General features: G+C 53.2%; 20 protein-coding genes and 1 tRNA gene. 7 read left to right on the top strand and 14 right to left on the bottom strand.

Translation table 11 applies throughout. The features are described from left to right. The first annotated feature begins 67 nt into the window (after positions 1 to 67). The 4 genes from H6F75_RS03780 (at position 68) to H6F75_RS03765 (ending at position 5,136) form a co-directional block, all read left to right on the top strand. The gene (locus H6F75_RS03780) at positions 68 to 1,306 is read left to right on the top strand and encodes a Zn-dependent hydrolase (protein ID WP_190749374.1); all 1,239 of its coding nucleotides are present in this window, start codon (positions 68 to 70) and stop codon (positions 1,304 to 1,306) included. A 226-nt stretch (positions 1,307 to 1,532) separates the two neighbouring features. Continuing rightward, a complete protein-coding gene (gene msrA / locus H6F75_RS03775) occupies positions 1,533 to 2,198 on the top strand; it encodes a peptide-methionine (S)-S-oxide reductase MsrA (RefSeq protein WP_190749372.1) in 666 nt (221 codons plus the stop codon). 601 nt (positions 2,199 to 2,799) lie between these two features. After that, entirely contained in the window at positions 2,800 to 3,819 is a 1,020-nt protein-coding gene (locus H6F75_RS03770) for a glycosyltransferase (RefSeq protein WP_190749370.1), read from the top strand. Between the two features lie 69 nt (positions 3,820 to 3,888). After that, on the top strand, positions 3,889 to 5,136 hold the full coding sequence (locus H6F75_RS03765) for a glycosyltransferase family 4 protein (protein ID WP_190749369.1): 1,248 nt from the start codon (positions 3,889 to 3,891) through the stop codon (positions 5,134 to 5,136). A 3-nt stretch (positions 5,137 to 5,139) separates the two neighbouring features. Here H6F75_RS03765 and H6F75_RS03760 read toward each other — a convergent pair whose 3' ends face one another. From H6F75_RS03760 to H6F75_RS03740, 5 genes are all read right to left on the bottom strand, one after another. Beyond that, positions 5,140 to 5,559 carry a hypothetical protein gene (locus H6F75_RS03760; RefSeq protein WP_190749367.1) on the bottom strand — a complete coding sequence of 140 codons (420 nt, stop codon included), beginning with the start codon at positions 5,557 to 5,559 and terminating at the stop codon, positions 5,140 to 5,142. A gap of 126 nt (positions 5,560 to 5,685) precedes the next feature. Next, positions 5,686 to 6,924 (bottom strand): alpha/beta hydrolase, encoded by a 1,239-nt coding sequence (locus H6F75_RS03755; protein WP_190749365.1) that lies wholly within the window; start codon positions 6,922 to 6,924, stop codon positions 5,686 to 5,688. Positions 6,925 to 6,959: 35 nt separating this feature from the next. Continuing rightward, positions 6,960 to 7,250 (bottom strand): hypothetical protein, encoded by a 291-nt coding sequence (locus tag H6F75_RS03750; protein WP_190749363.1) that lies wholly within the window; start codon positions 7,248 to 7,250, stop codon positions 6,960 to 6,962. Positions 7,251 to 7,374: 124 nt separating this feature from the next. Next, positions 7,375 to 8,418, bottom strand: coding sequence for an ABC transporter permease (locus H6F75_RS03745; protein WP_190749361.1), 1,044 nt, complete (start codon positions 8,416 to 8,418; stop codon positions 7,375 to 7,377). Positions 8,419 to 8,426: 8 nt separating this feature from the next. Then, the gene (locus H6F75_RS03740; RefSeq protein WP_073607346.1) at positions 8,427 to 9,275 is read right to left on the bottom strand and encodes an Npun_R2479 family HD domain-containing metalloprotein; all 849 of its coding nucleotides are present in this window, start codon (positions 9,273 to 9,275) and stop codon (positions 8,427 to 8,429) included. Positions 9,276 to 9,967: 692 nt separating this feature from the next. On the opposite strand from H6F75_RS03740, the gene H6F75_RS03735 reads away from it, so the two are divergent. Continuing rightward, a tRNA-Gly gene (locus H6F75_RS03735) sits at positions 9,968 to 10,039 on the top strand. Positions 10,040 to 10,090: 51 nt separating this feature from the next. On the opposite strand, the gene H6F75_RS03730 is transcribed toward H6F75_RS03735, so the two are convergent. The 8 genes from H6F75_RS03730 to H6F75_RS03695 all read right to left on the bottom strand — a co-directional run bounded on the left by H6F75_RS03730 (position 10,091) and on the right by H6F75_RS03695 (position 18,668). After that, complete coding sequence (locus H6F75_RS03730; protein ID WP_190749359.1) at positions 10,091 to 11,887, bottom strand: diguanylate cyclase; 1,797 nt, start codon at positions 11,885 to 11,887, stop codon at positions 10,091 to 10,093. A 900-nt stretch (positions 11,888 to 12,787) separates the two neighbouring features. Next, positions 12,788 to 13,237: a YaiI/YqxD family protein gene (locus H6F75_RS03725; protein WP_190749357.1), complete on the bottom strand. Its 450-nt coding sequence runs from the start codon at positions 13,235 to 13,237 to the stop codon at positions 12,788 to 12,790. 53 nt (positions 13,238 to 13,290) lie between these two features. Next, positions 13,291 to 13,698, bottom strand: a complete 408-nt coding sequence (locus H6F75_RS03720; protein ID WP_190749355.1) for a DUF4259 domain-containing protein — start codon at positions 13,696 to 13,698, stop codon at positions 13,291 to 13,293. Positions 13,699 to 13,922: 224 nt separating this feature from the next. Next, positions 13,923 to 14,807: a hypothetical protein gene (locus H6F75_RS03715; RefSeq protein WP_190749353.1), complete on the bottom strand. Its 885-nt coding sequence runs from the start codon at positions 14,805 to 14,807 to the stop codon at positions 13,923 to 13,925. 407 nt (positions 14,808 to 15,214) lie between these two features. Continuing rightward, a complete protein-coding gene (locus tag H6F75_RS03710) occupies positions 15,215 to 16,090 on the bottom strand; it encodes a DUF2267 domain-containing protein (protein ID WP_190749350.1) in 876 nt (291 codons plus the stop codon). Between the two features lie 71 nt (positions 16,091 to 16,161). Then, a complete protein-coding gene (locus H6F75_RS03705) occupies positions 16,162 to 16,452 on the bottom strand; it encodes a hypothetical protein (RefSeq protein WP_190749348.1) in 291 nt (96 codons plus the stop codon). A gap of 345 nt (positions 16,453 to 16,797) precedes the next feature. Continuing rightward, positions 16,798 to 17,505 (bottom strand): microbial rhodopsin family protein, encoded by a 708-nt coding sequence (locus H6F75_RS03700; RefSeq protein ID WP_190749346.1) that lies wholly within the window; start codon positions 17,503 to 17,505, stop codon positions 16,798 to 16,800. A 242-nt stretch (positions 17,506 to 17,747) separates the two neighbouring features. Next, positions 17,748 to 18,668 carry a metal-dependent phosphohydrolase gene (locus H6F75_RS03695; RefSeq protein ID WP_190749343.1) on the bottom strand — a complete coding sequence of 307 codons (921 nt, stop codon included), beginning with the start codon at positions 18,666 to 18,668 and terminating at the stop codon, positions 17,748 to 17,750. A 453-nt stretch (positions 18,669 to 19,121) separates the two neighbouring features. Here H6F75_RS03695 and H6F75_RS03690 point away from each other — a divergent pair, with 453 nt between their 5' ends. Together H6F75_RS03690 and H6F75_RS03685 are read left to right on the top strand one after the other, a co-directional pair. After that, positions 19,122 to 19,706 (top strand): hypothetical protein, encoded by a 585-nt coding sequence (locus H6F75_RS03690; RefSeq protein ID WP_190749341.1) that lies wholly within the window; start codon positions 19,122 to 19,124, stop codon positions 19,704 to 19,706. A gap of 280 nt (positions 19,707 to 19,986) precedes the next feature. Continuing rightward, positions 19,987 to 24,369 carry a PAS domain-containing protein gene (locus H6F75_RS03685; RefSeq protein ID WP_206754667.1) on the top strand — a complete coding sequence of 1,461 codons (4,383 nt, stop codon included), beginning with the start codon at positions 19,987 to 19,989 and terminating at the stop codon, positions 24,367 to 24,369. An 87-nt stretch (positions 24,370 to 24,456) separates the two neighbouring features. On the opposite strand, the gene H6F75_RS03680 is transcribed toward H6F75_RS03685, so the two are convergent. Further along, complete coding sequence (locus H6F75_RS03680) at positions 24,457 to 26,103, bottom strand: alpha-amylase family protein (protein ID WP_190749337.1); 1,647 nt, start codon at positions 26,101 to 26,103, stop codon at positions 24,457 to 24,459. Positions 26,104 to 26,157: the final 54 nt, after the last annotated feature.

The raw sequence follows: 26,157 nt of genomic DNA, 5'->3' as shown, positions 1-26,157 counted from the left end.
TGGTCTGTAACGTTTTCTGGAGTTAAACGTTTCATCTCTTCACTAAACTCCTCTTAACTGAATACCTATGACTCGTCTACAAACCCTTAGCATTAACGGCAAACGACTGAATCAAAGTATCGACGACCTGGCTCAAATTGGGCAGCTCACCAACGGTGGCATTTGTCGGCTGGCCTTCAGCCAAGAAGATTTTCAGGGACGTGAACTGGTGCGACGATGGATGGTAGAAGCGGGTTTGAGTACCTGTATTGATACCGCTGGCAACCTGATTGGTCGCCGCAGTGGTTACGCTAATGCTCCGGCGATCGCCACCGGGTCTCACATCGACACAGTGCCTTGTGGCGGCAGATTTGACGGCAACCTGGGTGTGCTAGCAGGAATTGAAGTGGCCCGCACCCTTCAGGAAAACAACATCACCCTCAACCACCCCTTCGAGGTGATTGTATTTGCTGACGAAGAAGACACCATGGTTGGAGGGCGTGCCATGGCCGGCACCGCCTCGCTCGATGCTGCCGACTACCACCGCAAGGATGGTCGCCCCATTGACGAGTGCGTCAACGCAGCCGGAGGCAATTGGGACCAACTCTCTCTCTCTAAGCGCACTCGTAATGATATCTGTGCCTTTGTCGAACTCCATGTTGAACAGGGCGGGGTATTAGAAACAGCTCAAAAACAGATTGGCGTGGTGCAGGGCATAGTAGGTATGCAGCGCTACCAAATCCACGTCACTGGGCGGCCCAACCACGCTGGCACCACCCCAATGGATCAGCGCCAGGATGCTTTGGTAGCCGCTGCACAGATCGTGCTAGTGGTAAATCGTTTGGGCAATCGCCCCCCGAAGCAGCAGGTAGCGACGGTTGGGGCGCTGCAAGTGTGGCCCAACGCTGACAACATCGTGCCAGGACAGGTACAGTGCAGTATCGACGTGCGCGACCTAAATCAGTACGTCATCAATGATCTGATTGACGATCTGAAAGAAGAATTGCGGCTGATTGCCCAAAATACCGGCACTCAAATCGAGATTGTGCCCCAGCTCAATGTGGCCCCCAGCCCAGCGGCCGAGCATATTCAAGCTGTTATTGCTGAGGTAAGCAACAACCTAGGCTTGAGCCATATGCCGATGCCCAGCCGTGCCGGACACGATGCCCTCGAAATGGGTCGCTTTACCGACATGGGGATGATTTTTGTGCCCAGCGCAGGTGGTTTCAGCCACTCCGAGGTGGAGTACACCACCCCCGAAGAGTGCATCAACGGAGCTAATGTGCTGTTAGAAACGGTGCTGCGGCTGGATCGCCACTATCGCTAAGTCCCAAGAGACGTTTGGTGAAGCCAAATTTTTAAGACTAGCGGTTTGTCTAATCAGCAAAAATTATTAGTGCCTGGCCCTTTCGGTTCTAGGCTTTTTGGATTGGATTGCGATCGCTCATCTAACCCCGCTTCCTCTGGGCCAGAGGCACAGCCTCTCTCAGGAAACACCAAGGTGTTGACGCTATAGTTGAGTTAGTTCTTCTACACAAACTGCAATAATTCCTATGGTTTTCTTTGGTTTAGGCAAAGGCAAAAAGTCAGAAATGCCCGCTCCTAACGAGGCGCTGCCGGGTCGGGCCACAGTCATGCCCGTGCCGGAAAAGCACTACGTCAACGGCAACCGCCTAGCCCCTCCTTTTCCGGCAGGTATGGAGCTGGCTCTTTTTGGCATGGGCTGCTTTTGGGGAGCTGAGCGCAAGTTTTGGCAGCTCGAAGGTGTTTACTCTACATCAGTGGGTTATGCCGCTGGCTACACCCCTAACCCCACCTACCAAGAGGTGTGCTCTGGGCTAACTGGCCACAACGAGGTGGTGCAGGTCGTATTTGACCCAAAGGTAGTCAGCTACGAGCAACTTCTTAAGACCTTTTGGGAAAGTCACAACCCCACCCAGGGCATGCGCCAGGGTAACGATGCAGGCACTCAGTATCGCTCAGGCATCTATGTGTACTCTGAGGCCCAGCGCCAGCTAGCAGAAACCTCTAAACAAGCGTATCAAGTCGCGCTTAAGGCCGCTGGCTATGGACCCATTACTACCGAGATTTTGGAGGCTCCAGAGTATTACTACGCCGAGGACTACCACCAGCAGTATCTGGCTAAAAACCCGGGTGGCTATTGCGGTTTGGGGGGCACCAGTGTGGCTTGCCCAGTAGGCGTAGCAGTAGAAAACTAGAACTATACCAAGCGGCTCATCCTTGAGTTAACTCACCCCTAATCATGTATGGCTGGGAAAACACGTCGGTGCATACATGGTTAGGGCTTTTTGGGAAAACTACACCTAGGAAAGCCCTAGTTTTAATAATAGAGTTTAGTGACTATTGGTTTGAACATTTTAGGAGAGCCTAAATTCTGCCGAGAGTTTACTGAAGTTTTGCTATGAATGAGTTCCTTGTGAACTCTTTAATTAGTCATTTAAATTTTTTACTGCTAGATAATAATAGGCCTTCAGTTTTACCATTTGGAATTGAGAAGATAGGCGCAAGGTAAAGGAGCCCTAAAAGATACTATACAAAAGCAATATTTTGCTTTTCCAAGCAGTATTTAATTCCGGCAGTGCGCTCCAACTAAAACGCACGATTTTTTATTTCTCTTCTTTCGTCGTAAATTTCTATTTCAAAGCGTCAAATAATCTGCTTCTAAAGCAAGTTGAAGCTTTAGCTTTAATTAGCAGTCTTAATGAAGTCTTAGTAAATTTTCCAGTATTGATCTCGGCATTTTATATATAAACCTGTATTTTTTAATTTGAGCTTTAGTCGTTAATTCTCTCGTTAGACATGCATCAGATTGGCGTCGTGACCATTGGCCGCAATGAAGGTGAGCGTCTAGTTCGCTGTCTCAGGTCTCTGCAGGACAACGTGCCCTTGGGCAGTCCCATTGTCTATGTAGACTCAGGCTCTACTGACGGCAGCGTTGCTAAAGCCCGCGACATGGGTATTCACGTTGTTGAGCTTGATATGTCTGTGCCGTTTACTATGGCGCGGGGCCGCAACACGGGCTTTCAGTACTTAATCGAGAATTTCCCCCAGCTTACCTACGTGCAGTTTATCGATGGAGACTGCGAGATCCTGCCGGGATGGATAGACGCGGCTGTGAGGGCTCTAGAGAGCAACACTACCCTCGCCATTGTCTGTGGGCGACGACGCGAGCGATTTCCTGACGCCTCTCCCTACAACCGCTTGGCTGACATGGAGTGGAACACACCCGTGGGTGAAACCCGAGCCTGTGGCGGCGACATGCTGGCTCGCGCAGAGGCAATCAAAGCGGTGGACGGCTACAACCCTAAGATGATCTGCGGGGAAGAGCCGGAGATGTGTATTCGCCTCAGGCAGAAAGGCTGGAGAATAGAGCGGATTGACGCCGATATGACCCTGCACGATGCAGCTATGACTCGCTTTGGTCAGTGGTGGAAGCGCTCGATTCGAGGGGGTTGGGCCGTTGCAGAAGGAAAAGCAATGTATGGCCAACCACCTGAGTCATACATGGTTAAGGAAGACAAAAGCGGCTGGCTGTGGGGGGCAACAGTTCCGGCTCTAGCCGTTGGCCTGGCCTGGCCTACCCACGGGCTAAGTCTCTTGCTGCTGCTAGGCTACCCAGTTTTAGGATGGAAGATTTACAAATATCGCCACAGTCAGGGCGACGAGGCTAGAAACGCTCAGTTGTATGCGTTTTTCTGTACAGTCTCAAAACTTCCTCAAGTGCTTGGGCAAGGTCGATACTGGATTAATCGCTGGCGCAACAAGCCAGCTACGCTGATTGAGTATAAGCCTGTTCCCATGACAGGGTCAGGATCCTAGAAAGAGCCTTAAAGCCGTTATTTCTTCGGTTTTCTTTCAGTTTTATCATTAGTAATGGCGAGAAGCCCTATGCGCATTGCCTACTTTACCGGCACCTATCCTAGAGCCACAGACACGTTTATTCAGCGCGAGGTTGTGGGTCTTAGAGACCTGGGGTTAGAGGTCTTCACGTTTGCAGTACGCCGCCCTGGGGATGAAAATATTGTAGGCCCTGAGCAGGCTGCGGAGCGATCGCAAACCAACTACCTGCTGCCTTTCAATCTGGGGCTGCTCGTTAAGGCCCATCTGACATTGCTGTTGGGTCATCCGAGCCGATACTTTAACAGCGCTAAGCTGGCTTGGACCACGAGCCAGCCTGGGCTAAAAGGCTTCCTATACCAGCTAATTTACTTTTTAGAGGCGGGCATTCTAGCCCACCTCATTACCAGCCAGAATATTACCCATCTGCACAACCATATCGCCAGCTCCAGCTGTACGGTAGCGATGTTAGCGGCCGAATTGGGTGGGTTTACCTTTAGCTTTACGATGCATGGTCCTCACATCTTTTTTGAGCCCTACCGATGGCGGGTAGATGAAAAGATTAAGCACGCTAAGTTTGTAGCCTGTATTAGTCACTTCTGCCGTAGTCAAGGCATGATTTTTTCGCGGCCTGACCAGTGGAACAAACTACAAATTGTGCATTGCGGGGTTGACCCCAGTTTGTTTGAGACGGTGACCCATCAGGGGGTGGGCAAGCGTCTGCTCTATGTGGGTAGATTAGCGGCTGAGAAAGGGTTGCCGGTTTTGTTAGAAGGGTTGACAGAGCTGATCAGCATCGAACCTGACGTAATTTTAACTGTCGTTGGTGACGGCGCCGACCGGGCGCTATTGGAGCAGCAGGTGAGCGACTTGGGGTTACAAAACCACGTGCGCTTTTTGGGCTACCAATCTCAGTCGGCGGTGAGAGAACATCTCAAAAATACTGACATATTTGTCCTGCCCAGCTTTGCTGAGGGCATCCCCGTCGTGCTAATGGAAGCGATGGCGGCGGGCGTTGCGGTTGTTGCCACCCAGGTTGCGGGAGTGAGTGAACTGGTGCATTCAGGGGTGAACGGCTACGTGGTGCCGCCGGGCGATCGCCAAGCCCTGTCAGATTGCATTAGTTTTCTGATGAAGGATGCTGACACCCGCAATCGTTTGGGCGCTGCGGCTACAACCAAGGTCGAGCAAGAGTTTAACGCTCTGACAGAGGTTGAGAAACTCTACCAACTCTTTACTGGAGAAGCCTATAGGCGGGCAGACGCGTCGGTTAATGCCGACACTAATGCCGTTGTCTAAAGGCTAGCCTGGGTTTTCTGGCTTATCCTCGCCTGCTATCAAGAGCGGAGTTGCTTGCCACTGTAGGGCATCTTCGCTTTGGGCGCTAATCGGCTCTAGCAGCAGCCACTGATCTTTGGTCGCGCCCCGCTGCAGATAGATATCAAAATCTCGGGTCTGGCTGCGCTGGGCGTTGGTTAAGTTGCCCCCTTTGAGATGATAGGTACCAGCTACTTCTACGGTGGGCTGCCTAGCAATCTCAGACCAGTGGTGATCGGTAATCCGGATACGACCCACCGCAGCTCGGTCGGTGGGAGCAGAGGAAAACTGCCGATAGAGAACGGTTTGGGTCTGAGCAAGTTTTTGGGCGATCGCCCCCTCAACTACTGCCCTAGGCGGCCTGGGATTGATTAGCCCGCACCCTAGCAGCGATAGGCAAAGCATACCCATTAAAACCCACCGGATTGACCGCATCGATGCCGTTATCCCCATCGAGCATCCCTCCTTTAAAGCCGTTATCTTCAGGCTACTGCCTTACGTGCCCGGAAGAAATGGGTTGGGGATGAAAGGCTAGGGGTTGGGACGCAGCGCCCAAGCCAAAAACCGCTCGGTATAATACAGGGCAATTTGATTGCTGGGGCCACGAAACACAGCATCGAAGGCATGTTCAGCCCAGGGCAGGGCAATCCACGCTGCCACATTACCGCTAGCCTGGAGTTGTTCGTACAGCTGCTGTCCGTAGCTGGGTTTCACGACATGGTCGCGTTGCCCGTAGATCAATAGCGTTGGCGGCAACCCCGACCTCACCGAGAAAATCGGTGAGGCCTGCTGATAAAGCTCGGGCAACTGCTCGGGGCTACCGCCCAACAAGGTTTCTAATACAGCACGGGTATCAATGGGGTCGGGTACGGGTGGGTCGTAGTAGCCGGCCGACAGATTGATCGGGCCGTAGTAGTTGACCACCGCTTGTACAGGCAATCCCCTAGGTTCATAGGCGGCCAGCATGGCCAGATGGGCTCCGGCAGACCATCCCACTAGGGCTATGCGGTTGAGGTCAATGCTGTAGTCTGGGGCACGATCGCCCACCCATTTCAGAGCCGTCTGCACGTCCTCAAGCTGGGTCGGGAAGCGGTACGCAGGCGCATGGCGATAGTCGATGGCCACGACCGTATAGCCCTGGGCCGCCATATAAGCGCTAAACCGGGTCGTTGCGGCAGGTTCTCCACGTTGCCAAGCACCGCCGTAGATGGTGACGATGGCAGGGTGCGGGGTCTGCTGGGTGGGAGATTTGGGTGGCTGGTAGATATCCAAAGCCAGCGTGGCACCGTCTGGGGTTAAGACAGTCTGGCGCTGTGGCGCGGTCGCAGGCTCTGGTAGACCCCAAATCAAGTCCCCTAGGATAAAGGGGCGCGATCGCAGCAAAGGCCGCACCTGAGCCGGAATTTGGCTGCTGTAGTTTGCGCCCAAGGCCCTTTGCATCTGGGCTTCGGCCCGCCGCACTGTGGCAGGAAGTTGCAGCAGGGGCAGGCTGCTCAGCACCAGACCGGTAGCGCTGAATCCTAGAGTTAGGAACCACACAAAACTGCGCGATCGCCCCCGTTTTTCTACCTTCGCCCCTCGTCGCACCACCGCGAACGCCAGCACCATCCCCTGGCCCAGCAGCAAAAATGAGCTGACTTCTGGAGCCCCCACGCCCAAGGGCAAGAGAAAAAAGGTTGGTGCGGGAATGACAATCCAGAGACTTAGAAACAGGGCGATCGCCGCCAGCGCTGCGATCGTCCAATCGACCAGTTGCCACAGAACTACCATGCAGAGGCTAACCGTTCACTGTGTTGTCTTTGCCCCTAGATTCTAGGACGTCCCACCAAAAGCCGATTCAGCAGCGCCAGAATGAGGGTGAAAATGGTGGCCCCGATGATCGACCAGATGATTGGAAAAGACTGCCCACCAATCTGCAGAGCAAATAGCTCCGGCAAGCCTAGATTGCGAGCGATCAACACGCCCAAGTACGACCCAATAAAACCCACCACAATCGAGGTTAGGCATCCTCCCGCCGTATAGCCTGCCAACGATTGGCCAATGCCACCACAGATAGCCGCAACAATTAATAAGACCAGCAGCTCAATTAGTCCCACAAGCCACCTCCAGCCTCAACAATCAGCAGCATAGTTGTGAGCTAGCCAAGCGGCACCTAGCACAAGACATAGCTGCTATAAAATCTTGTGGCAAAGACGCTAGCGACCTTGCGCCTTAGCCTAACTACTGCTTCAACGTTCGCGGATCTAGAGCATCGCGGAGGCCATCACCGAGCAGGTTGAATGCTAAAGACGTCACTACAATTAGGATGGCTGGGGGCCACACCAACCAGGGCTGGAGAACGAGGATGGACGCGTTGGTAGCCAGGGTGAGCATGTTACCCCAAGAGGCGTCGGGCTGCTGAATACCCAACCCAATGAAGCTCAATACCGCCTCTGCCAAAATGAAGCCAGGAATCGCCAGGGTGGCGGCAATAATACCGTAGGTAGCGGTTTGGGGCAGAATGTGTCGGGTGATGATGTAGAGCGATCGCCCCCCCATGACCCGGCTGGCCTGCACAAACTCCTGCTCTTTTATCGACAGCACCTGGCCGCGAATCACCCGCGCCAACCCAGCCCAGCCCACCAGCGACGTGATCAGCACGATCAGCAAAAACCGCTGAGTGCTGGAGATGCCCGCCGGCAACACCGCCGCCAGGGCCACCAGCAAATAAATGCTGGGGATGGTCATTAACACTTCCACCAGGCGCATCAGCACGGCATCGACCGCGCCGCCAAAGTACCCGGCCATACCGCCCACCAGCATGCCCAGCGGGAAAGAAATAGCGATACCAATTAGCCCCACGCTGAGGCTAACTCGGCTGCCGTGGATCAGCCGACTGAACTGGTCACGGGCCTGCTCATCAGTACCCAGCAGGTTGATGCGGGCGGGACCAGCGGTATCAAACAGGGTCAGCCGCCCTTTATCATCGCGGTGGAAGATGCGCAGGGCAGAGGGCTGGGTGCGATCGACAACGATTTTGCGTTCCCCAGTGTTGATGTCTACCGGCCCCTGGGTGGTGGGATAAACGTGGGGAAAGAACCGCCCCGTTGCGGCATCGCGCCAGTACACGTGAGTGGGTGGCAGCAGCGACCCATTGAGCTGAGACTCATAAGGGCTGTAGGGAGCAAAAAAGTCGGCCCCCAAGGCCACGGCATACAGGGCGATCAGCAAGATCGCCCCGAGCTGGGCCAGACGATTCGTTCTAAGCTTGCGCCACCAGGTCATAGACGGTACTAGGTGTGGATTACGGTTTGCTCGTTCTCCACCATAAACACATTTGAATAGAGGTTAGCAATTATTTGCTTACCTTCTTGGGTGAGCGACAGATAACGCAGCCCATCTTGGATGTAGGGATGCACCACATTCCAGTAAAACTTGGGGTAGTTGGCCCGCAGGTCGCCGGGATGATCGTAGCTCAGGTACTTGTTCTGACCCGTTTCCTCAAACTCGTAGTACAGCGCCCCAATCTTCTTCAGATAGCGGGGGTCGCTGAGCTGGCCAATTAGGTCGGCCGCCCGCACCAGGCCAGGAAAGTGTTGGGTATCTTGGTGGTCTTCTTCTTTGGGTACCGGAAAACGGGTCAGCTCGATGTTGCGCTTGATAGCGTCGGCTTCAATCACCGGGTTGCCGCCAAAGCGTTCTTCAATGAACCGCTTGCCCCGATCGACATGGTAAGGGGTGAGGGAGGCATCGGAGGCCCCGGGCTGGAGCATGACCATTTCGTCGCCCTGGCCTGTGGCGTAGAGGTGATTGCGGTCTTGGTCGCTGCGGCAAACTCCTTTCACATAGCCAATGTCATGGCAGACAAGGGAAATGATGAAATGCATCCAGTCCTTGCAGGTGACACCGCCTTCGCGAATGTGCTTGCCCCGCAGAATCTCTTGACCGACTAGGGCGACTAAAACGGTGTGCTCAACGTTGTGGTAGAGCGCGTCACTGTTGGCGATGTTTTCAAGCGCCATGCTGCCCGCCCAGGCAATAATATCTTCGTAATCGGGATTTTGGCCGCCGTAGGTGCGGTGGTAACCCACCCGCAGCTTGTCGACAAAGTCACTGATGAGGATTTCGGTGGCGTTAAACATTCCCAAGACCTGCCTTTTTAAGAGTCGAGCCGTTGGCGTGAGAGAGCAGTGACGACGGGGGTGAACAAAGCTCACGCAGTACATATCTATGCTATTAGACCAAACCTTCCCCATTCGGGTGTGTGATTCGAATCAGTAAAAATCATGAGCTTGGCCCCTTGAAACTGGTTGAGGAGACAATTTCCTTGATAAATCAAGCGATCCCAAGGCCATGAGGCTTAAAGCCACAATGGGAAAATCAATATTTCGTAACCTATACAGCCACTATCCAAGAGCGTGATTGTGCAAAATCTCCATTCCTCTGCCTCTCTGGAGACTACGGCTGGTTCATTGGTCGAGCGAGGTGAAGCGATCGCGCCTCATTCTAAGTAACCTCGATTGCTTCTACCGCCGGGATGGTGGCAATTGCCCAGGACCTAGGAGCCATGAGAGACACTCGCATCTACACGGCGATCGCAGTGCTAGGTGGCTTTACCTAGCCTAACCCTATTGACCCTGGTGGTGCTAGGGCTGTCTAACATACATTGCTTGGAGGGATAGGGCGATCGCGAAATTCTTGAGCCGTTTCAGCGGTTAACCCTTCTATTGGCGGTCGGTCAATGGACCAGAAACTTCGACAAAGGAATGTACCTTGAGCAAATAATCGTATAATGAGATTCTGCTAGCCAGATTGCTTGCTCAGCGGCATCCTTGCGGGTGTAGTTCAGTGGTAGAACGTCAGCTTCCCAAGCTGAATGTCGTCGGTTCGAGTCCGATCACCCGCTTCTTGAGGTTTTTGATAACAATAATTGGTATCCGGACAATAGCGATCGCGATCATTGAGCGAGAGTTGCACAGACCACCGTATCGCGCCCTTTTGCCTTTGCTTGGTACAACGCTTGATCAGCTTGACGAATAATATCTCGAACTGATTGACCAGCCTTTGGGACCTGACTAGCAATGCCCAGGCTAATCGTGACGTAGGGATGATCGGTTTGCATACACTTATTAGGAATCTGCAAACTTTTGACGGTTTCTCGAATTTCTTCGGCAATTTTGACAGCCCCCACTCGATCTGTGTCTGGCAAAACTACAGCAAACTCTTCTCCACCATAGCGAGCTAGAACGTCTGAGGAACGCTTGAGGACAAGCTGAGCCGCTCGCGTAATGTCGATCAGGCATTGGTCACCTGCTAGATGCCCATAGCAATCGTTATAGATTTTGAAATAGTCAATATCAAATAAAATTAGAGATAAGTACTTCTCAGTTCGCAGCAATCGCTTCCATTCGCTTCTTAGAGACTTATCAAAAAAGCGGCGGTTCGAAATTTGCGTTAATGAATCGAGATTACTTAACTCTTCTAGCTTTTCGTTGGCCTGCTTCAGGGCTTGAAGTGCCTGGTCTAGTTGTTCAGCTTTAGAGTCAGCTTGGGCGAGCAGATCGGCATGGCGTAAGGCAACGCTAAATTGAGCCGCCAATTGTTTAATAAAGGTAATCTCAGCGGAGTTCCAAACGCGGGGGCGATCGCACTGATGAACGCAAAGCAATCCCCACAGGTCACCGCCTTTCATGACGGGCACAACAACTTGTGCCTTGACCTGAAAGCTTTCCAGCAGTTCTACATGACATTGATTTAGTCCAGCCTCGGAGAGATCTGAAATGACCTGCATCTGCCCCTGTCGATATCGGGCCGCATATTGACTGCCAAAACAGTGATCGCTCACTTTAATCGCGATCGCCGAGTCATATTCTGGCAATACATTCTCAGCAACAAACTCTCCAGAATTGTACTGAGAATCGACATCGAACTGAAAAATAGCAACTCGATCGGTGAGTAAAGCTTTGCGAACCTCGCGGGCTGTCGTTTTAAACAACGTGTTTAGGTCAAGCGACTCACGAATATCAGCAATCAGTTTAAATAAAATCTCTTGTTGCTGATTGAGCAGTCGCAGATCCTCAGCCTCGCGCTCGGTTTTCGCCATTAATTCAGCTTGTTTCACCGCGAATCCGAGTTGATTCGCAACTTGCGACAAAAACTGAATTTCTTGATGTTGCCATTGATAGGGTTGCGAATGTTGATAAGCAGCTAGTACCCCCCACAATTTTTGCCCGATAAAAATAGGCGCTGTGGCATAGGCCCGAATGTGAAACTGTTCTAAAACGTCTATGTGACATTGCGACAGATCTTCGGTGTAAATATCAGCAACTACTAAGCACTCATTGGAGCGATATCGACCTCCCTGATGCTCTTGCAGATACGAATCATTCCAAACAGTATTCTGCCCTAGTTTGCCAAAATTCCAGCCTGGTTCAGCAAATTCAAAGTCTTCAACAAATTCTCCCCCCCAGTCGTCGAAAAAACGATAAACGGCCATGCGTTCAATTCGCAGTAACTTACAGGTTTCTTGGGTAGTAGTGCGGAAAATCATGTCCACATCCAAGGATGCTCGGATTTTGCTGATTACTCGGTAAAGCGCTTTTTCCTGAGCATCAATAGTTTCGAGTTGATAGCACTTATCCTGTAGCTGAGCCTCTAGCTGATCAATAGTTGGGATATGACCAACTCGGCAAGCCAAATTAGCAATTAATTTTGCCAACCGATTTAAGAGAGCCCAAAACTTGCTGTGGAACATAGTGTCAAAGATCAGGACTTACCAGAGTTATAGCTAGATGATGGCTTGTGTTGTTAGTAGCCCGAGAGACTGCTTGCACTATTGGGAGCAGCTCTATAAGAGGTAACGTATTGCACCTTACATTACTCCTCATACGTAATTCTGCCCCTCAGACTCTTATAGCATCTCTATTGACCAAGTAAAGTTCTGTGTCCTGTGGTTAAGTCTTGTAGACAAGTTAATGATTGTAGGGAAAATAGTCAGCTCAGAACGCTCAAATCCAGCCGTTTTGTTGGCTAGAACGATAGGAAACTGGAACATCACAGGCCCTCCCAAAGTAGTCATAGGACAATTGCGAGTTTGTCAAGATCCTAGTGTTGGTGAATGGACCTTTAATGTGATATATGGGTGATTTAGCACATTTTTATACCTAAAGGAACCGCTATATGGCGGGTTGGAGCGAGATTTAATGGCTCTTTAGCCAGTTTTACTCAGGCGATCATCGCATTGAATTTACGGTTATTTACTAGCATGATTGTTTTTGGGAATTGCACATAGTGGCGGAGTCTTCGTCGTGAAACGCACCCTCTGATTGGGCGTTGCCCTCTAGCGAGGCTTCTATAGGCAGCAGGCTAGGCTAAAGGTCAAGCTATTAAGAACAGTTTTGGTTGCTGACCAATGGGCAGCTGCTATTACGGTTGGGTACAGCAAGATCACCTGCACTGCCTGGCTTGCAATTTCGCCGATTAAGACATGGCCAGCTTGCTGCTGAGCGGTGCTGAAGTCAAACACCTGTTCAATCCTAGGATAGGAATTACGTACCCCGCGCGAGTTGGGCTCACCCATGGTTCACCCCATAGTCTTTCCTTCTTTAGAGAAGATGAAGTTCACAAAGGCCGACAGCGATCGGGCAGTTAATGTTTACTTTCTGTGCTTGGTTAAAAAGCGATCGAGCTGGTTGGCAAAAGCTGCCGTATCTCGTTGGCTAAATGGAGGAGGTCCGCCGGTTTCTACCCCACCGCTGCGAAGCTCGTTCAAGAAATTTCGCATGGACAGGCGCTCTCGAATATTGCCGCGATCGTAAAATTCGCCTCGGGGGTTGAGGGCATAGGCGCCTTTCTCGATAGCTTCAGCCGCTAGGGGAATATCGGCTGTGATCACCAAATCGCCAGATTGTAAGTGCTGCACAATGTAGCTATCGGCCACATCTAAACCCGATCGCACCAGTACGGCATCAATGTAGGGAGAACCTGGAATTTGTAGTTCTTGATTGGCGACTAGGGTAGTCTTAATCTCGACCCGTTTGGCAGCCCGAAACAGGATTTCTTTAATCACATTGGGGCAGGCGTCGGCATCGACCCATATCTCCATAATCAGTGCTAGTGCCTATATTGTTGGACAATTCCGACAGCCGAATCAATTACTTATGCACCGAGGCGCGATCGCAGATTTTCTACCGACCCTAACCAGGCCTCGTGATCGCCGCTATCTTGCCACAGTTCTAACATCTCCGAGTCTTCGCTCAAAATGCGATTAATGGCTGCCCGTGCCCGCACCAGTAGTTCAGGATTTAGCTGCACATTAACCTGCGCGATCCAAGCGTCAGCTGGTTCGCTGTAGGCGTTGCGATCGCCCCAGTTACCGTTGAGCCGTGCAATCACCTCAATGGCTGCTAATGCGATCGCCGCATCCGGCGCCTCTAGATAATCGCTCTCCGCTAACGCCCCGTCGATGGCCGCTTCAACCAGCGACAGATCGTTGGATTCTGCTAGCTCAAAAGCCCAATCGGCGGCGTCATCGTTGCCAAAGGCGTCCACTGACCACGTTCCCATTTCACCCTCTAGGCAGCCATTACATGACCAACTCACCCGATCATAAAACGAATGCTTGGGGTAGTTGCTTCCACTCGAATACCACCGCGTTGGGGAGTAGAGCGATCGCATCAATGCCGGCTCCCGACTGCGGGGTCAAATAGGAAACTCTTGAGGACGCAGCACGCTACGCCCTCAAGAGTCTTCGCAACCAGACGATCTGCCGCCGTTCTCGACTCAGCAGGTTATTGGGCCTCGGCCGTCAGCTCGCTCCAAGCCTGCACTACAGCTTGGAGTGCGGGTGGGGCATCGTCGATGGCTAGGTCAATATAGGTGGTTTCGTACTGCATGGCCGACAGCTGCACCGTAGGGTAATCGGCAAAAGCAGCATCGGTGATGTACCGCAGGCGATTGAGGTTAGGGAAGCGCTGGTCTTCTAAAACCTGTTCAAAGGCGGCTACTTGCTCTGCCGGGAGTTGCCGTTCTGACACAACCTTGCCGTTCTCTTTCCGCAAAAGTCGGCCGTCGGTTAGCAACACGGTCTCAAATTGGGTGCCGACCAAGCTCCCCGATTCGACTGAGCGAAAGATGTGCGCTTCGGGTTCTGTCGGCTCTGCCATCACCGGGGGAATAAAGTCGGGAATGAGACCGTTGCGGCTGATGGCCGTGGGGTTTTGCACCATTTCTCGGCCATCTTGGCGGGCGTGGTAGACCCAGCTTTGATCGCCATCGGTAACGACGAGGCGCAGACCCGAAATAGCAATCATGGTGCAGAACTGGTCGGGTTCATAAATGCCCATGCAGCCGTCCCAGGTAGCGGCTTCGGCGGCGGCGATGCGCAGCTCAGAAGCGGGGCGATCGACCTCGGCGGCGACGGTTCGCAGGATGCGGCGGCTTACCGCTCGGGTAACCAGGTCCTCAACCGTCGCTACTTCCCAGTTTCCTGGGCGAGGCTCTGGCTCTAGGGCGGGGCGGGGCTCTGGTCGGGCGGGGCGGGGTTCACTCTGCCCTGGAAGCCCACTGACCCCTGAGCTAGGGTCAATACAGGCCACTGCCATGCCTTGGATTGCGATCGTACCCATGGCCAGCAGCGCAAATAGGGTTTTAGTTTGAAGAGGTAAGGGAGCCATAGTCTCAACACTGTTTTGCTTTGCTCCATTACCATAGCCAGCCATTTAGAGCTGCGAAGCGTGGTTACAAAATCGGTTACAGGATGAGCGAAAACGAGTTGGGGGACGGAAGGCCACGGCAGGGGTGGTGCTTGAGCAGCAGCTTATAGCAAAAAATAAAAAGAGAAGAGTGAAAAGTGAAAAATACTCAATGGGCTTGAGTTGTTGGCGTTTTGGGCCGTCCTAGGCTTCACCTGCTATAGGCAAAAAAAATGCCCCTTAGGAGAGGGGCGTGGGCGCTGACAGCTTTTAGACAGTTGACTATGGCCAGTCATTCTTAGCCTCAGCGCACTGCCCTACTGAGGAGGGCTTTTGATCGTAAGCAGTGCGTCACGTTGAGCGATCGCGCACCACTTACAACCACGGTGCTAGGCGGCTTGCCAGATTTCGCGCACTTTACCTTCTGGTAACCACTCGGCAACTGCCTCAATGCGCTCCTGGGATAGCTCATCTTTGGTGGCTGAAAAGACGGCGGAGACAACGATTTCCGCATTCACCGTCTTCGGTACGCCCGCTTCGTTATCCACCCGCGTCAAAAACAGCTTGGAGTCGATGCCGATAGGTGCTGGCCCCTTGAGCGGCGGACGAATGCGGCTCAAAAAACCGACGATGGGGTTTCTGTCCTTCCAAAGCTCAGCCACTTCCATTTGCAAGGCTTTTTCGTCAGTGGGCAGCGCATCGTTGTGCAGCTCATCCGCAATGCGATCGGCCTCGGCGGTAGTCATTACGTCCCGCATTACCCGAAAGACCGTCTCGGTAATGTCGCGAGCGTCGTAGATATCAGGCAGACCACCCTTAACTTTGACCTTCTCTAAGAAGGGCGTGTGCTCATTGAGCAACGGCACCGCTGGCCCTTTATCCATGTCTTTGGGTGGGTTTTGCTCCATATCTTCGAGCATGCGCTGGCCCTTCTCAGTCAGCGTAGCTCGCTTAAACTCAATCAGGTGAGGTAGAGGACCGTCTGCAGCGCCATAGGTGTTGGCTACGCGAAAGCCTACCTCGTCTGAGTCTACGACGCTAGGCACGTCTTCCTGATTGCCATAGGCATTGCCGCTAAATTCGGCTTGGATGTATTGCCTCTGGTTTAGATAGTCCAGATGACCTAATAGATCAGACTCGGTCAATCCTAGACCGGTGAAATCAGTGGAAGAAAAATCAATGTCTCCCTGCTGATTTTCTTGATTGAACTGGTTGATTTTGTCGAGGATGATAAACACCACATCGTCTCGAATAGAAATTGGCATAATGCCTCCTTAGTGCCTTTAGTGAACGTAAAAGTCTATTGGGTAGCACGGCTACCTATACAGACTGAGTGCTATTCTTCGACGTACATGGGGGGCTCAACAGGGAAGTTATCAATCCTGCCAGACTCATCAATTACAAAGCCATGGGAAGTGGGTAGAGTCCCTTCTTCTTGGGCAGCGTAATCTGCTATTTGCTGCCGATTTTTTTCCACATCGACATTAGACGGAATTTTTTCATCAGCGGGGTTAACGTTGGTTGACTGAGCCGTTTGCACAGCCCACTGATTGCCAGGAGCCCCACGGCCTGGTTCGGCTTCTTTGGGATTGCCGACTTGGTCGGGACGGGTATTTTTGTCAGTCATAATATTTAAGTGATGATTACAGCCGTCGCAGGGCAAAGACCTGTCATGATTAGCTGCGATCGCTCGATCTAAACAACTGCGACATTTCTAAAGAGATGTTAACGTGGCTGTCATAAAGCCCAGGACTGTCATTAGGAGCAGATCACAATCTGGCCAACGTCATCCTTTAGCAAGATTGTGATCTGCGATCGCGCTCATCGCTAAAAATTACACCCCGCAAAAAGCACAGTGGGCCTAAATAGGTAGCTATTACTTTGAAGCAGTATTTTCTAAAACCCGTCAGCTTGGTTTTAGGCAAGGCCTATCCCAAGGATTCGCCTGCGCCGTTGATTGAAATTTCGTCCGTTACCGCAGCGAAGGCGTGGGCTCTAAATCGCTCGTAGCCGCACCAATATGCTCAATCTTGCTGTAGGTGCTAAGCGAGAGCAGGCCAAAGCCAACCTTAGATGATATGTCTAAGATCGTGTAGAACATGGTTTCAAAATCTTGGCTAATGGCATCAATACCAGTAGGGGCTAGAATCCAAACAATTGGGTAGGCCGTCCAAAGAATTAGATGAATAGCAACTAGCTGGCCAAAGGCCTTCTTGGTGCGGGGGCGGTTGCGCTCGGCTTCGTGTCTAAAGGGTACCAGCAGGAGGTAGACGGCCGCTAAATACGCCGCACAGCTGACAACATACCAAATGTAGTTGATGGGATCTGGGGAGAGAGCTCCCGCCAGCCCTGTCGCAATCATAAAGGCGTTGACCCCCAGCAAACTGCCGGTCAGCGTTAGGCTGGTGTGGCCCAAAAAGGCAAAGATCAGCAGCAGCAGCGGTGTAGACAGTGACCAGGTAATGTAGCGGACCCAAACCGTGGGACGATCGTTGACCACGCTCTGCCCCTGGCCCAACGCCATGGCTAGATATAAAGCACTGGCAATCAAACAGATGAAAAAGCTGAGGGTATATAGCTTTCTCCAGCCTTCGGTTTTAGCGCTGTGGGCACCAAAGCCAAAAAAAGCAGCGCCCAGCGCCATGGAACCTACTCCAATCCAAAGCCATATTTGAGCCATGTAGTTGCGATCGCCCCGATCAAGTCGCTAATACTGTCTCAAAACAACCGTCCGAGCGGTATGGTTCTATGGATAGATTTTGCTCTGCTCAAGGCATAGTTGTAATGTGTTTGAGGTAGATAACAGGTAGCAAAGCGCTACATTCAAATTCGGCACAAATGCGTGTTTTCTTGCCGGGCTAATGTCACTAGCGCAGGTTCGCCTTAGGCAATTGCGGAGGCGAACGGAAAATAATCTTAGGACTACAAGCTATAGCCGAGATTGTCGGTGAGGCAAAAGGGCAAAACCTTTTGGGCGGCGGCCTGCTGTTTGAAACCCGCTGAGGCCGTCTCAGACAACGACTGCTCTAGCTCCACCAGATACACGTTGGTAAAGAGGCGAGCAATGACCTCGCGCCCCTGAACCGTCACAGCTAAATACCTCAGCGCCGCCTGAATAAACGGATACACCACGTACCAATAAAAGTGGGGATAGTTAGCCCGCAAATCGGCCACAGACTCATATCCCAGCGCAGCATTAGTTCCCGTTTCTGCAAACTCGCAGAATAGAGAAGAGAGCTTCTTTAAGTAGTCTGAGTCGCTCAGTTGTCCTAGCAGATCGGCGGCTCGGCACAGCCCTGGCAAATCGTTGGTGGTTTGATATTTAGACTCAGGTGGTACAGGAAACCGGGTGTGCTCAATGCAATCTACAACAACGTCAACATCGACTAGGGGCTGTACTGCCAGACGATGGCGGACAAATCTCTGCCCTCGGCTCACGTGGTAGGGGGTCAAACTGGCATCCGTTGAGCGGGATGACAGCGCTACCCAGTCGTCTCCCTGCCCGGTAACAAACTGGTTGATAGCACCATCGTCGCCAGGGCAAATACCTTTTACATAGCCAATGTCATGGCACAGCAGGGCCACCATAGCATTGAGCCAGTCTTGGGGAGTTAGGTCATGGTGTTGTAAATAGCGCCCTTCTAAAATCGTTTGCCCCACCAGCATCACTTGCAGGGTGTGATCGGCGTTGTGGTAGGGAGCATCAGTGCCTTGCAGGTAGGGGATAATCTCGTGGGCTAGGGTTGCGAACGACTGCCAATAGCTCAGCGCGGTATAGCCAAACATGGTGTTATAGCTCTCCCAAAGCCGGCCTTCTATAGACTTAAAGAGATTTTGTGACATGGTTTCCCTCCATTCGTTCAATGCATAGTTAACCGAGTCAAATTAGCACCCTAAGGGGGAGAGAACATAACCATAATGTTCCTGATTTGAGCAATTTTATCAACCATAAAAGCTCATTAGCAAAGCGGGGATTTTCAGCAATAGATTCGCCTCAAAGGCTTCCACAAAAAACGAATATTTGCCACAGACCTCTTAAAAACTCAGAGTTTCCCCTAATTTCCCAGCAGCAGGCTGAGGGCTTTTTCAAAGCTGGATAAAGCTTAGCCAAATACATAGAGCCTGAGTGTGATTTTTATGATGTTATAAACCCGTATTATCACCCTTGGTTGTGATCTAGATCAGCTTTGGCCCTGCTTGTCAGACCTAAGATAATGCGTAAATCTAGCTCTGACCGCTTTTCTACCAGCCAAAAAGGAGCAAATTCCTTTTCATGCAGTCCAAGGGGTATTCGTAATGCCAAGTAAATCAAAAGCACTCGATCTAGAAGAAATTACACCTCAAGCTGCACTCCTATTCGTCGACGATGCTCTTTACAACGCTGAAGGACGACGCCTCAACGATTTAGAAAGCCGCATATTTCTCGGCTCTTGGGAAGGAAAAACCTATGAGGAGATTCATCCCCTCAACCCTGAGTATGTTGAGAAATCCGTAGGCTATAAGCTTTGGAAAAAGCTGTCGATCGCCCTAGGCGAAAAAGTCAGCAAGAAACGTATTCGTGGCGCCGTGATGCGCCATTATTGCGGCCTAGAGACCAACCCTTCCTTTGCCAAAGACCAAACTGGAAAGGCAAAATACGCAACAATTTGGCAAAGCCAATCAACCTTAAACGATCCATCGTTGATACAGACCTTAAGGGATTGGCTTGAGAGCCTAGGCTACCAGGTGCACTCTAGCGTCAGCGAGTGTAAAGCAATCGAGTTGAGCTCATTGCTACCCAACAGCCTAGTGTGGTCGGGGGTGCAGTATGACGACGTACTCGTGATCGCGATTTCGGGTGGGGAGATTGCCACTAACGAAATCGCCCCTACAGGCAATTGAGGCGGCAAACGAGCTAGCCTGCGGCCTACCGCCGCTGGGCGTGGCCTATAGCTGGGTCCAGTAGAGCTGTCGTAGCACTGCCCTAAGTAGTTCTTCCCTTAGACATATTCCTGTTGTCAGAGTAGACAATATAAAATTTTTTCAACAATTGGCACTCATTCGCCCTGCTTTCGAGGTTTACAGCTTTATTAGAGCTGTGCTTCGCCCAATAGTCAGCGGTTGTATAGACGATCGCCCGTTGCAGCGGGGCCAATTCAAGGTTTGCACCATCAGTCTTGCCATGACACCCCCAGAGCGGACAGTTTTATTGGTCAGTAGCTCGCCTGGGCAGGCCGATCGCTTGCGGCAGATGTTGCAGCACCAAGCGGCTATCTCCTACCGGGTGGTTGAGGCCCCCGGTGGACAGGTAAGCCAAGACCAGCCCCTACAGGTTGATGGCATTTTGCTCGATCTTTACCCTTTGGATGGGGACGGCGTCGACCAGCTCAAGCAGCTGCAACAATCGTGGGGAAAAGCTGCCCCCATAGTCGTTGTAGGCGAGAACGACATTAAGACGGCGGTGGCAACCCTCAAAGCTGGAGTCGCTGACTATTTGGTGAGAGATCAGCTCACCCCAGAGGCGCTAGGTTTAGCACTGCGAGCGGCGATTCCCGAAGGAGCGTTCGTTCCAAGTCAGCTCCCGAATGCTGCGCAAATCGTCCCGGCAGGCTTAACCGATCGGCCCATCACCACCGCGCTCGAAGCCGCAGTTGCTACCCCCCAACTGCCCTACCCAGAGCTGGCCGCAGCCCTGCCGCAAATTGTGTGGACAGCCGATCGCACCGGAGCGATCACCCATTGGAATCAGCGCTGGTATGAGTACACCGGCCTCAGCGCAGCCGAGTCGATGGGGTGGGCTGGGGCCAGCTGCATGCACCCCCACGAGCATGACCTCACCCTGGACACATGGAGCGAAGCAATCGCCGCCGGTAAGCCCTTTGCCCTCGAGCACCGCCTGCGCCGCTACGATGGCGTTTACCGCTGGTTTATGAATCGGGGCGTGCCGATGCGTGACCCTGACGGACAGGTCACCGGCTGGGTGGGTACCCTGGTCGACATTGATGCCCAAAAGCACTTAGAAGAGCGCTTTCAGCTGATTGTGCAGGCGGTGAACGGGCTGGTGTTTGACGTCAGTAAGGTGAGCCTGGACGGGGACGATCGCGTTTACCGCTCTGAGCAACTGTTTGATTTAATTGGGGTGTCCGCTACCGAGGCCCCACCCACATCGCGGTGGTGGGAGGATCGCATTCATCCCGACGATCGGGCGCGACTGCGCCACCGCATGGAGGAGCTCTTCGCCAGCTCTAGCCAGCGCTACGAGTCAGACTATCGGATTCGCCACGAGGATGGTCGCTGGGTCGATGTTTGGGAACGGGGCTGCCTGGTGCGCGACGAACAGGGGCAGGTGACTCGCGTGGTGGGTTCCACGGTCGACATCAGCCAGCAGCAGGCGGCTCTGCGCGATCGCAACCGGGCCGAACTGAAGCTGCGAAAGGCCCTAATTCAGCTTGAAGCGGCTCTCTCTGCCGGATCGGTCTACACCTGGTGCTGGAGTATTCGCAAAAATCGGGTGGTGGCCAACCGCAGTTTTGCCCAGCTGTTTGGCCTTGACCCCGAAAAAGTCGCCGCCGGGGTCCGCCTGGAGAAATTTATCAACATCATTCACCCCGACGACCGGGCGCGGGTGGCGGCAGCTATTGACCAGGCGATCGCCACTAGAGACAGCTGCACCGCCGAGTTTCGCATCTGCAATCCCCAGGGTGAGGAGCGCTGGGTCATTGCGCGCGGGCAGGCCGAATACGACAGCGAGGGCAATGCCGTGATCTTTCCCGGTGCGCTGGCCGACATCAGCGATCGCAAACGCATCGAAATTGCCCTGGAGCAAAAAATTCAGGAGGCCGAAGCCAGTCAGCGCACCCTCGATGCCTTGATGGCCTATATTCCCGAAGGCATCACCATTGCCGATGCGCCCGACGTGCGTATTCGCCAGGTCAGCCGCTACGGGCAAGAGCTAACCGGGCGCCCCCCCGAGGAACTTGAGGACCTGCCTGCCACCGATCATCCGCAAGCCTGGAAGATTTTTGCTGCCGATGGCAGCCTCGCCACCCCCGAAGCTTTGCCCCTCACCCGCGCGGTTCAACAGGGTGAGGTCGTCACCAATGAGGAATGGCTGCTGCAAACCGCAGCTGGGCAAAGACTGGTGCTGTTGTGCAACGCTGGCCCAATTTACAACCAGGAGGGCACGATCACTGGCGGCATTATCGCCTGGCGAGACATCACTGAGTTGAAACAGACAGAAATTGCTCTCCAACGCCACCAGGAACACCTGAATCTAGCGTTGGCGGCAGCCCGCATGGGCAGCTGGGACTGGGATATTCAGCTTGATGTGGTGCAGTTTTCTGACAACGTAAAACGCCTGTTTGGCCTCGATCCCGATCGCGACGACTCCTACGAAACTGTCATGGCCATGGTTCATCCCGACGATCTACCTCGGGTTGAGCGCGCGCTGCACGATGCGGTCTACAAGCAAGCCGAGTACAACATCGAGCTGCGGGTGATCAGGCCCGATGGTACGGTGTGCTGGATCTTGAGTTTGGGACGGGTTTTCTATAGCGATACGGGCATTCCACTCACCATGACGGGCATCGATATTGACATCACCGATCGCAAACAGGCCCAACTGACCCTGCAACAGACCACCGAACGGCTGAATGTTGCCCTCAAGAGTGCGCCGATTAGCCTGTTTAACCACGACCTTGACCTGCGCTACACCTGGATTTATAACCCCACCCACGACCTGGCTAAAGACCAGGTGATTGGCCAGCGCGACGAAGATTTGGCCTCACCCGAGACCGCAGCTCGGCTCACTTACCTCAAGCGCCAGGTAATCGTTACTGGGGTCGGCCTGCGCGAGGAGGTTGAGGTGACTGCCAACGGGCAAACCTCCTACTACGACCTGACCATCGACCCGATTTACGATGACCAAAACACTATTGTTGGCGTCACCTGCGCCGCCGTTGACATCAGTGAAAGAATCCAGATTGCCATCGAACGTCAGCAGGCCACAATTGCCCTGCAAGAAAGCGAAGACTGTCTGCGCATGGCGATCGAGTCGGCCAACATGGGCATTTGGGACTGGAACTTAATCACCAACCAACTGGTCTGGGACGCAGGTTGCAAAGCCATATTTGGCCTGCCCCCTGAGGCCGACAGCAGCCCTGAGCGGTTCTACGAAGGGCTGCATCCCGACGATCGCGATCGACTGAAACAGGTTATAGCCGAATCACTCACCCAGAAGAGTGGCGGCAACTACGACGTGGAATACCGGGTGATCGGCCTAGAAGATCGAGTCGAACGCTGGGTGCGGGCTAAGGGGCAGACCTATTTTGATGGCGACGGCAACCCCCTGCGCTTTACCGGCACTATTCTCGAAATTACCCAGAAAAAACAGGCCGAAGCCGCCCGCGAACAGCTGCTGAGCCAAGAGCAGGCCGCCCGTGAGGCCGCCGAGCGGGCCAACCGCATTAAAGATGAGTTTTTGGCGATTTTGTCCCACGAGCTGAGGTCGCCCCTCAACCCGATTTTGGGCTGGGCCAAACTGCTGCAAACCAAAAAACTCAATGTCGAGAAAACCGCCCGCGCCCTCGAAACGATCGAGCGCAATGCCAAGTTGCAGACCCAGCTGATCGACGACCTCTTAGACATCGCCAAGATTTTGCGCGGCAAGCTCAAGATCGAACCCGCCTCAGTTGATCCGGTGTTTGTGATTGAGGCGGCGATCGAAACCGTTCAGGCCGCAGCGGATGCTAAAGCCATTCGCATTCAGACCGATCTGCCCGACATTGGGCCAATTCAGGGCGATGGAGCGCGCATTCAGCAGATTGTCTGGAACCTGCTAACTAACGCCATTAAATTTACCCCCGAACAGGGCCAGATTACGATTCAGCTAGCCCGGGTAGACCGCTGGGCCCAGCTCAAGGTTACCGACACCGGCCAGGGGATTCGGCCGGAATTTTTGCCCCATATTTTTGAATCCTTTCGCCAGGCAGACGCCTCGATTACCCGTCAATTTGGTGGCCTGGGCTTGGGTCTGGCGATCGTGCGCTACCTAGCAGAGGCCCACGGCGGCACCATCAGCGCCGACAGCCCCGGCGAGGGCAAAGGGGCCACGTTTACCGTGAGCTTGCCGCTGCTCAGTCACCGCCCCAGCCAACGAGCCATGCCCGTTTTGCCGAGTCAGATCGATCTGACCGGCATACGCGTGCTCGCTGTAGATGACAACCCCGATGGCCTAGCCTTGCTGACCTTACTGCTAGGCGAGTATGGGGCAGAGGTGATAGGTCTCGAGTCTGCCGCCGAGGTGCTCGACACCCTGGCCAGTTTTCAACCCCATGTCTTGGTCAGCGACATTGGCATGCCCGGCATGGATGGCTATGAGCTGCTGCGGAAAATTCGCGCCCTGCCGCCCGAACAAGGGGGGCAGGTACCGGCGATCGCCCTCACCGCCTACGTGCGCGAAGAAGACTCCCAAAAAGCGCTAGATAGCGGCTTCCAACAGCACTTGTCTAAGCCCATCGAGCCCGATGCGATCGCGCGGGCCGTCGCCCAGCTGGTGCAGTTGTAGTTTCTCGGATTCGTGCGATCGGGTAGGGGCGATCGGGTAGGGCGCTACAGGCTGAACGATCCCTAGCCCAGCCTTCAAACGCGCTGTTTAATCAGTCGGGTGCCCCACATGAAACCAGCGGTAGCCATACCCAGGCAGGTGAATGTCGTAAGCAGCATCTGAGATCACATCCTCTGGCTGGTCTTCAAATAGATCGATCAGGCATTTGCCCACGTCATCCTTCAGCATGAGTGTCGCCTTGCAGTCAGATTGGCTGAAATTGTGCACCGCGATCACCGCCTTGCCCTGCCACTCGCAGCGGTGGGCAAAAACGCTGTCGTGGCCAGTGTCTAACAGTTGCGATTGGCCCCAGCCAAACTCCGGGCATTCTTTGCGTAGGCGAATCGCCCGCTCCATCCAGTTCAGCAGCGAGTTAGGGGTGCGCTGCTGGGTATTGACGTTTAGCTGCTTGTAACTGTAGTCGCCAGTAGAAACCACCGGCAACACCACCTGGTCAGCGGGCGCTGTAGAAAACCCGCCATTCGAAGCCTTTGACCACTGCATGGGGGTGCGGGCAGGATTGCGTTCGTCTAGCGATAGGTCGTCGCCCATGCCCAGTTCTTCGCCGTAGTTGACCACGGGCGTGCCGGGCAGGGTGAAGAGCAGACTGTAGGTGAGCTTGAGCCGTTGCAGATTGCCGTCGAGCAGCGGCGCAAACCGGCGGCGAATGCCGCGATCGAAGATCCACATGGTCTCGCGATCGGGGGCAAAGGCCGCCGCAATTTCGTCCTGCTCGTCGGGGGAGAGTTTATCTAAACTCAGTTCGTCGTGGTTGCGCACAAAGTTGGCCCACTGCCCAACCGGCGGTGACGGGGGCAACTCCTTAAACGCCTGGGCCAGGGGCGCGGCTGATTGGCGAGCGAGAGCTAATATCAGATATTGGTTGCCCCAGAAGTTAAACAACATCTGCATGCGATCGCCATTGCCAAAGTATTTAGGCAATTCTTCTAGAGACTCGTTGGCCTCGGCCAGCAAAATGGCATCTCCCCGGCGCCACGATAGGAACTCGCGCAGTTCGTTGATATAGATAAAGGGATCTTCGACCTGTTCAAATACGTTGTCGGCCTGCGTTAGCTCAATCAAGAAAGGGGCAGCATCAATGCGGAACCCAGACACCCCTAATTCCAGCCAAAAGCCCATTGTCTTTTTGATTTCGTCCCTGACTTCAGGGTTGGTTATGTTCAGGTCTGCCTGGTGACTATAAAATCTATGGGCGTAGTAGGCGCCCACCTCAGGCTGGTAGGTCCAGGTTGACTTCTGCAAACCCGGAAAAACAATGCCTTCATCAATATCTTCGGGCTTTTTCTTGGACCAAAAGTAGTAGTCTAAATATTTCGAGTTTTTGTCTTTAATCGCCGATTGAAACCAGGGATGCTGATCAGAGGTATGGTTGACCACCAAATCGATCAGGATGCGAATGCCTCGCTCGCGGGCTTGGCGGGTGAATTCAACAAAATCGCCCAACGTACCTAGTCGAGCATCGACGGTGTAATAGTCCATCACGTCGTAGCCGTTGTCTTTGTTGGGCGATGGGTAAAAGGGCATCAGCCAAACGCAGGTAATTCCGAGGCCAGCGATATAGTCTAGACGCTGGGTTAGCCCCACAAAATCGCCTATCCCATCGCCGTTGCTATCCATGTAGGTTTCTACATCAAGACAGTAGAGAACCGCATTTTTGTACCAAAGATCTAACATGAAAAACCCAGCGAATCAGCGTATAAGGAAAGAGCGAAAATAGAAGAGAAAATA

It is taken from the genome of Nodosilinea sp. FACHB-131, assembly GCF_014695395.1.
In the GTDB taxonomy this organism is placed as follows: domain Bacteria; phylum Cyanobacteriota; class Cyanobacteriia; order Phormidesmidales; family Phormidesmidaceae; genus Nodosilinea.
Note: the sequence above shows the minus strand (reverse complement) of the source record. Positions and strands in the feature narration are given on the sequence as shown.

Bases quoted from the DNA above. Each gene is read 5' to 3' on its own strand.
- H6F75_RS03700 (WP_190749346.1), bottom strand. From the start codon at position 17,505: ATGGCTCAAATATGGCTTTGGATTGGAGTAGGTTCCATGGCGCTGGGC.
- H6F75_RS03755 (WP_190749365.1), bottom strand. From the start codon at position 6,924: ATGGTAGTTCTGTGGCAACTGGTCGATTGGACGATCGCAGCGCTGGCG.
- H6F75_RS03710 (WP_190749350.1), bottom strand. From the start codon at position 16,090: ATGCCAATTTCTATTCGAGACGATGTGGTGTTTATCATCCTCGACAAA.
- H6F75_RS03740 (WP_073607346.1), bottom strand. From the start codon at position 9,275: ATGTTTAACGCCACCGAAATCCTCATCAGTGACTTTGTCGACAAGCTG.
- H6F75_RS03730 (WP_190749359.1), bottom strand. From the start codon at position 11,887: ATGTTCCACAGCAAGTTTTGGGCTCTCTTAAATCGGTTGGCAAAATTA.
- H6F75_RS03780 (WP_190749374.1), top strand. From the start codon at position 68: ATGACTCGTCTACAAACCCTTAGCATTAACGGCAAACGACTGAATCAA.
- H6F75_RS03745 (WP_190749361.1), bottom strand. From the start codon at position 8,418: ATGACCTGGTGGCGCAAGCTTAGAACGAATCGTCTGGCCCAGCTCGGG.
- msrA (WP_190749372.1), top strand. From the start codon at position 1,533: ATGGTTTTCTTTGGTTTAGGCAAAGGCAAAAAGTCAGAAATGCCCGCT.
- H6F75_RS03720 (WP_190749355.1), bottom strand. From the start codon at position 13,698: ATGGGAACGTGGTCAGTGGACGCCTTTGGCAACGATGACGCCGCCGAT.
- H6F75_RS03765 (WP_190749369.1), top strand. From the start codon at position 3,889: ATGCGCATTGCCTACTTTACCGGCACCTATCCTAGAGCCACAGACACG.
- H6F75_RS03695 (WP_190749343.1), bottom strand. From the start codon at position 18,668: ATGTCACAAAATCTCTTTAAGTCTATAGAAGGCCGGCTTTGGGAGAGC.
- H6F75_RS03770 (WP_190749370.1), top strand. From the start codon at position 2,800: ATGCATCAGATTGGCGTCGTGACCATTGGCCGCAATGAAGGTGAGCGT.
- H6F75_RS03715 (WP_190749353.1), bottom strand. From the start codon at position 14,807: ATGGCTCCCTTACCTCTTCAAACTAAAACCCTATTTGCGCTGCTGGCC.
- H6F75_RS03725 (WP_190749357.1), bottom strand. From the start codon at position 13,237: ATGGAGATATGGGTCGATGCCGACGCCTGCCCCAATGTGATTAAAGAA.
- H6F75_RS03690 (WP_190749341.1), top strand. From the start codon at position 19,122: ATGCCAAGTAAATCAAAAGCACTCGATCTAGAAGAAATTACACCTCAA.
- H6F75_RS03760 (WP_190749367.1), bottom strand. From the start codon at position 5,559: ATGCTTTGCCTATCGCTGCTAGGGTGCGGGCTAATCAATCCCAGGCCG.
- H6F75_RS03680 (WP_190749337.1), bottom strand. From the start codon at position 26,103: ATGTTAGATCTTTGGTACAAAAATGCGGTTCTCTACTGTCTTGATGTA.
- H6F75_RS03685 (WP_206754667.1), top strand. From the start codon at position 19,987: ATGACACCCCCAGAGCGGACAGTTTTATTGGTCAGTAGCTCGCCTGGG.
- H6F75_RS03705 (WP_190749348.1), bottom strand. From the start codon at position 16,452: ATGACTGACAAAAATACCCGTCCCGACCAAGTCGGCAATCCCAAAGAA.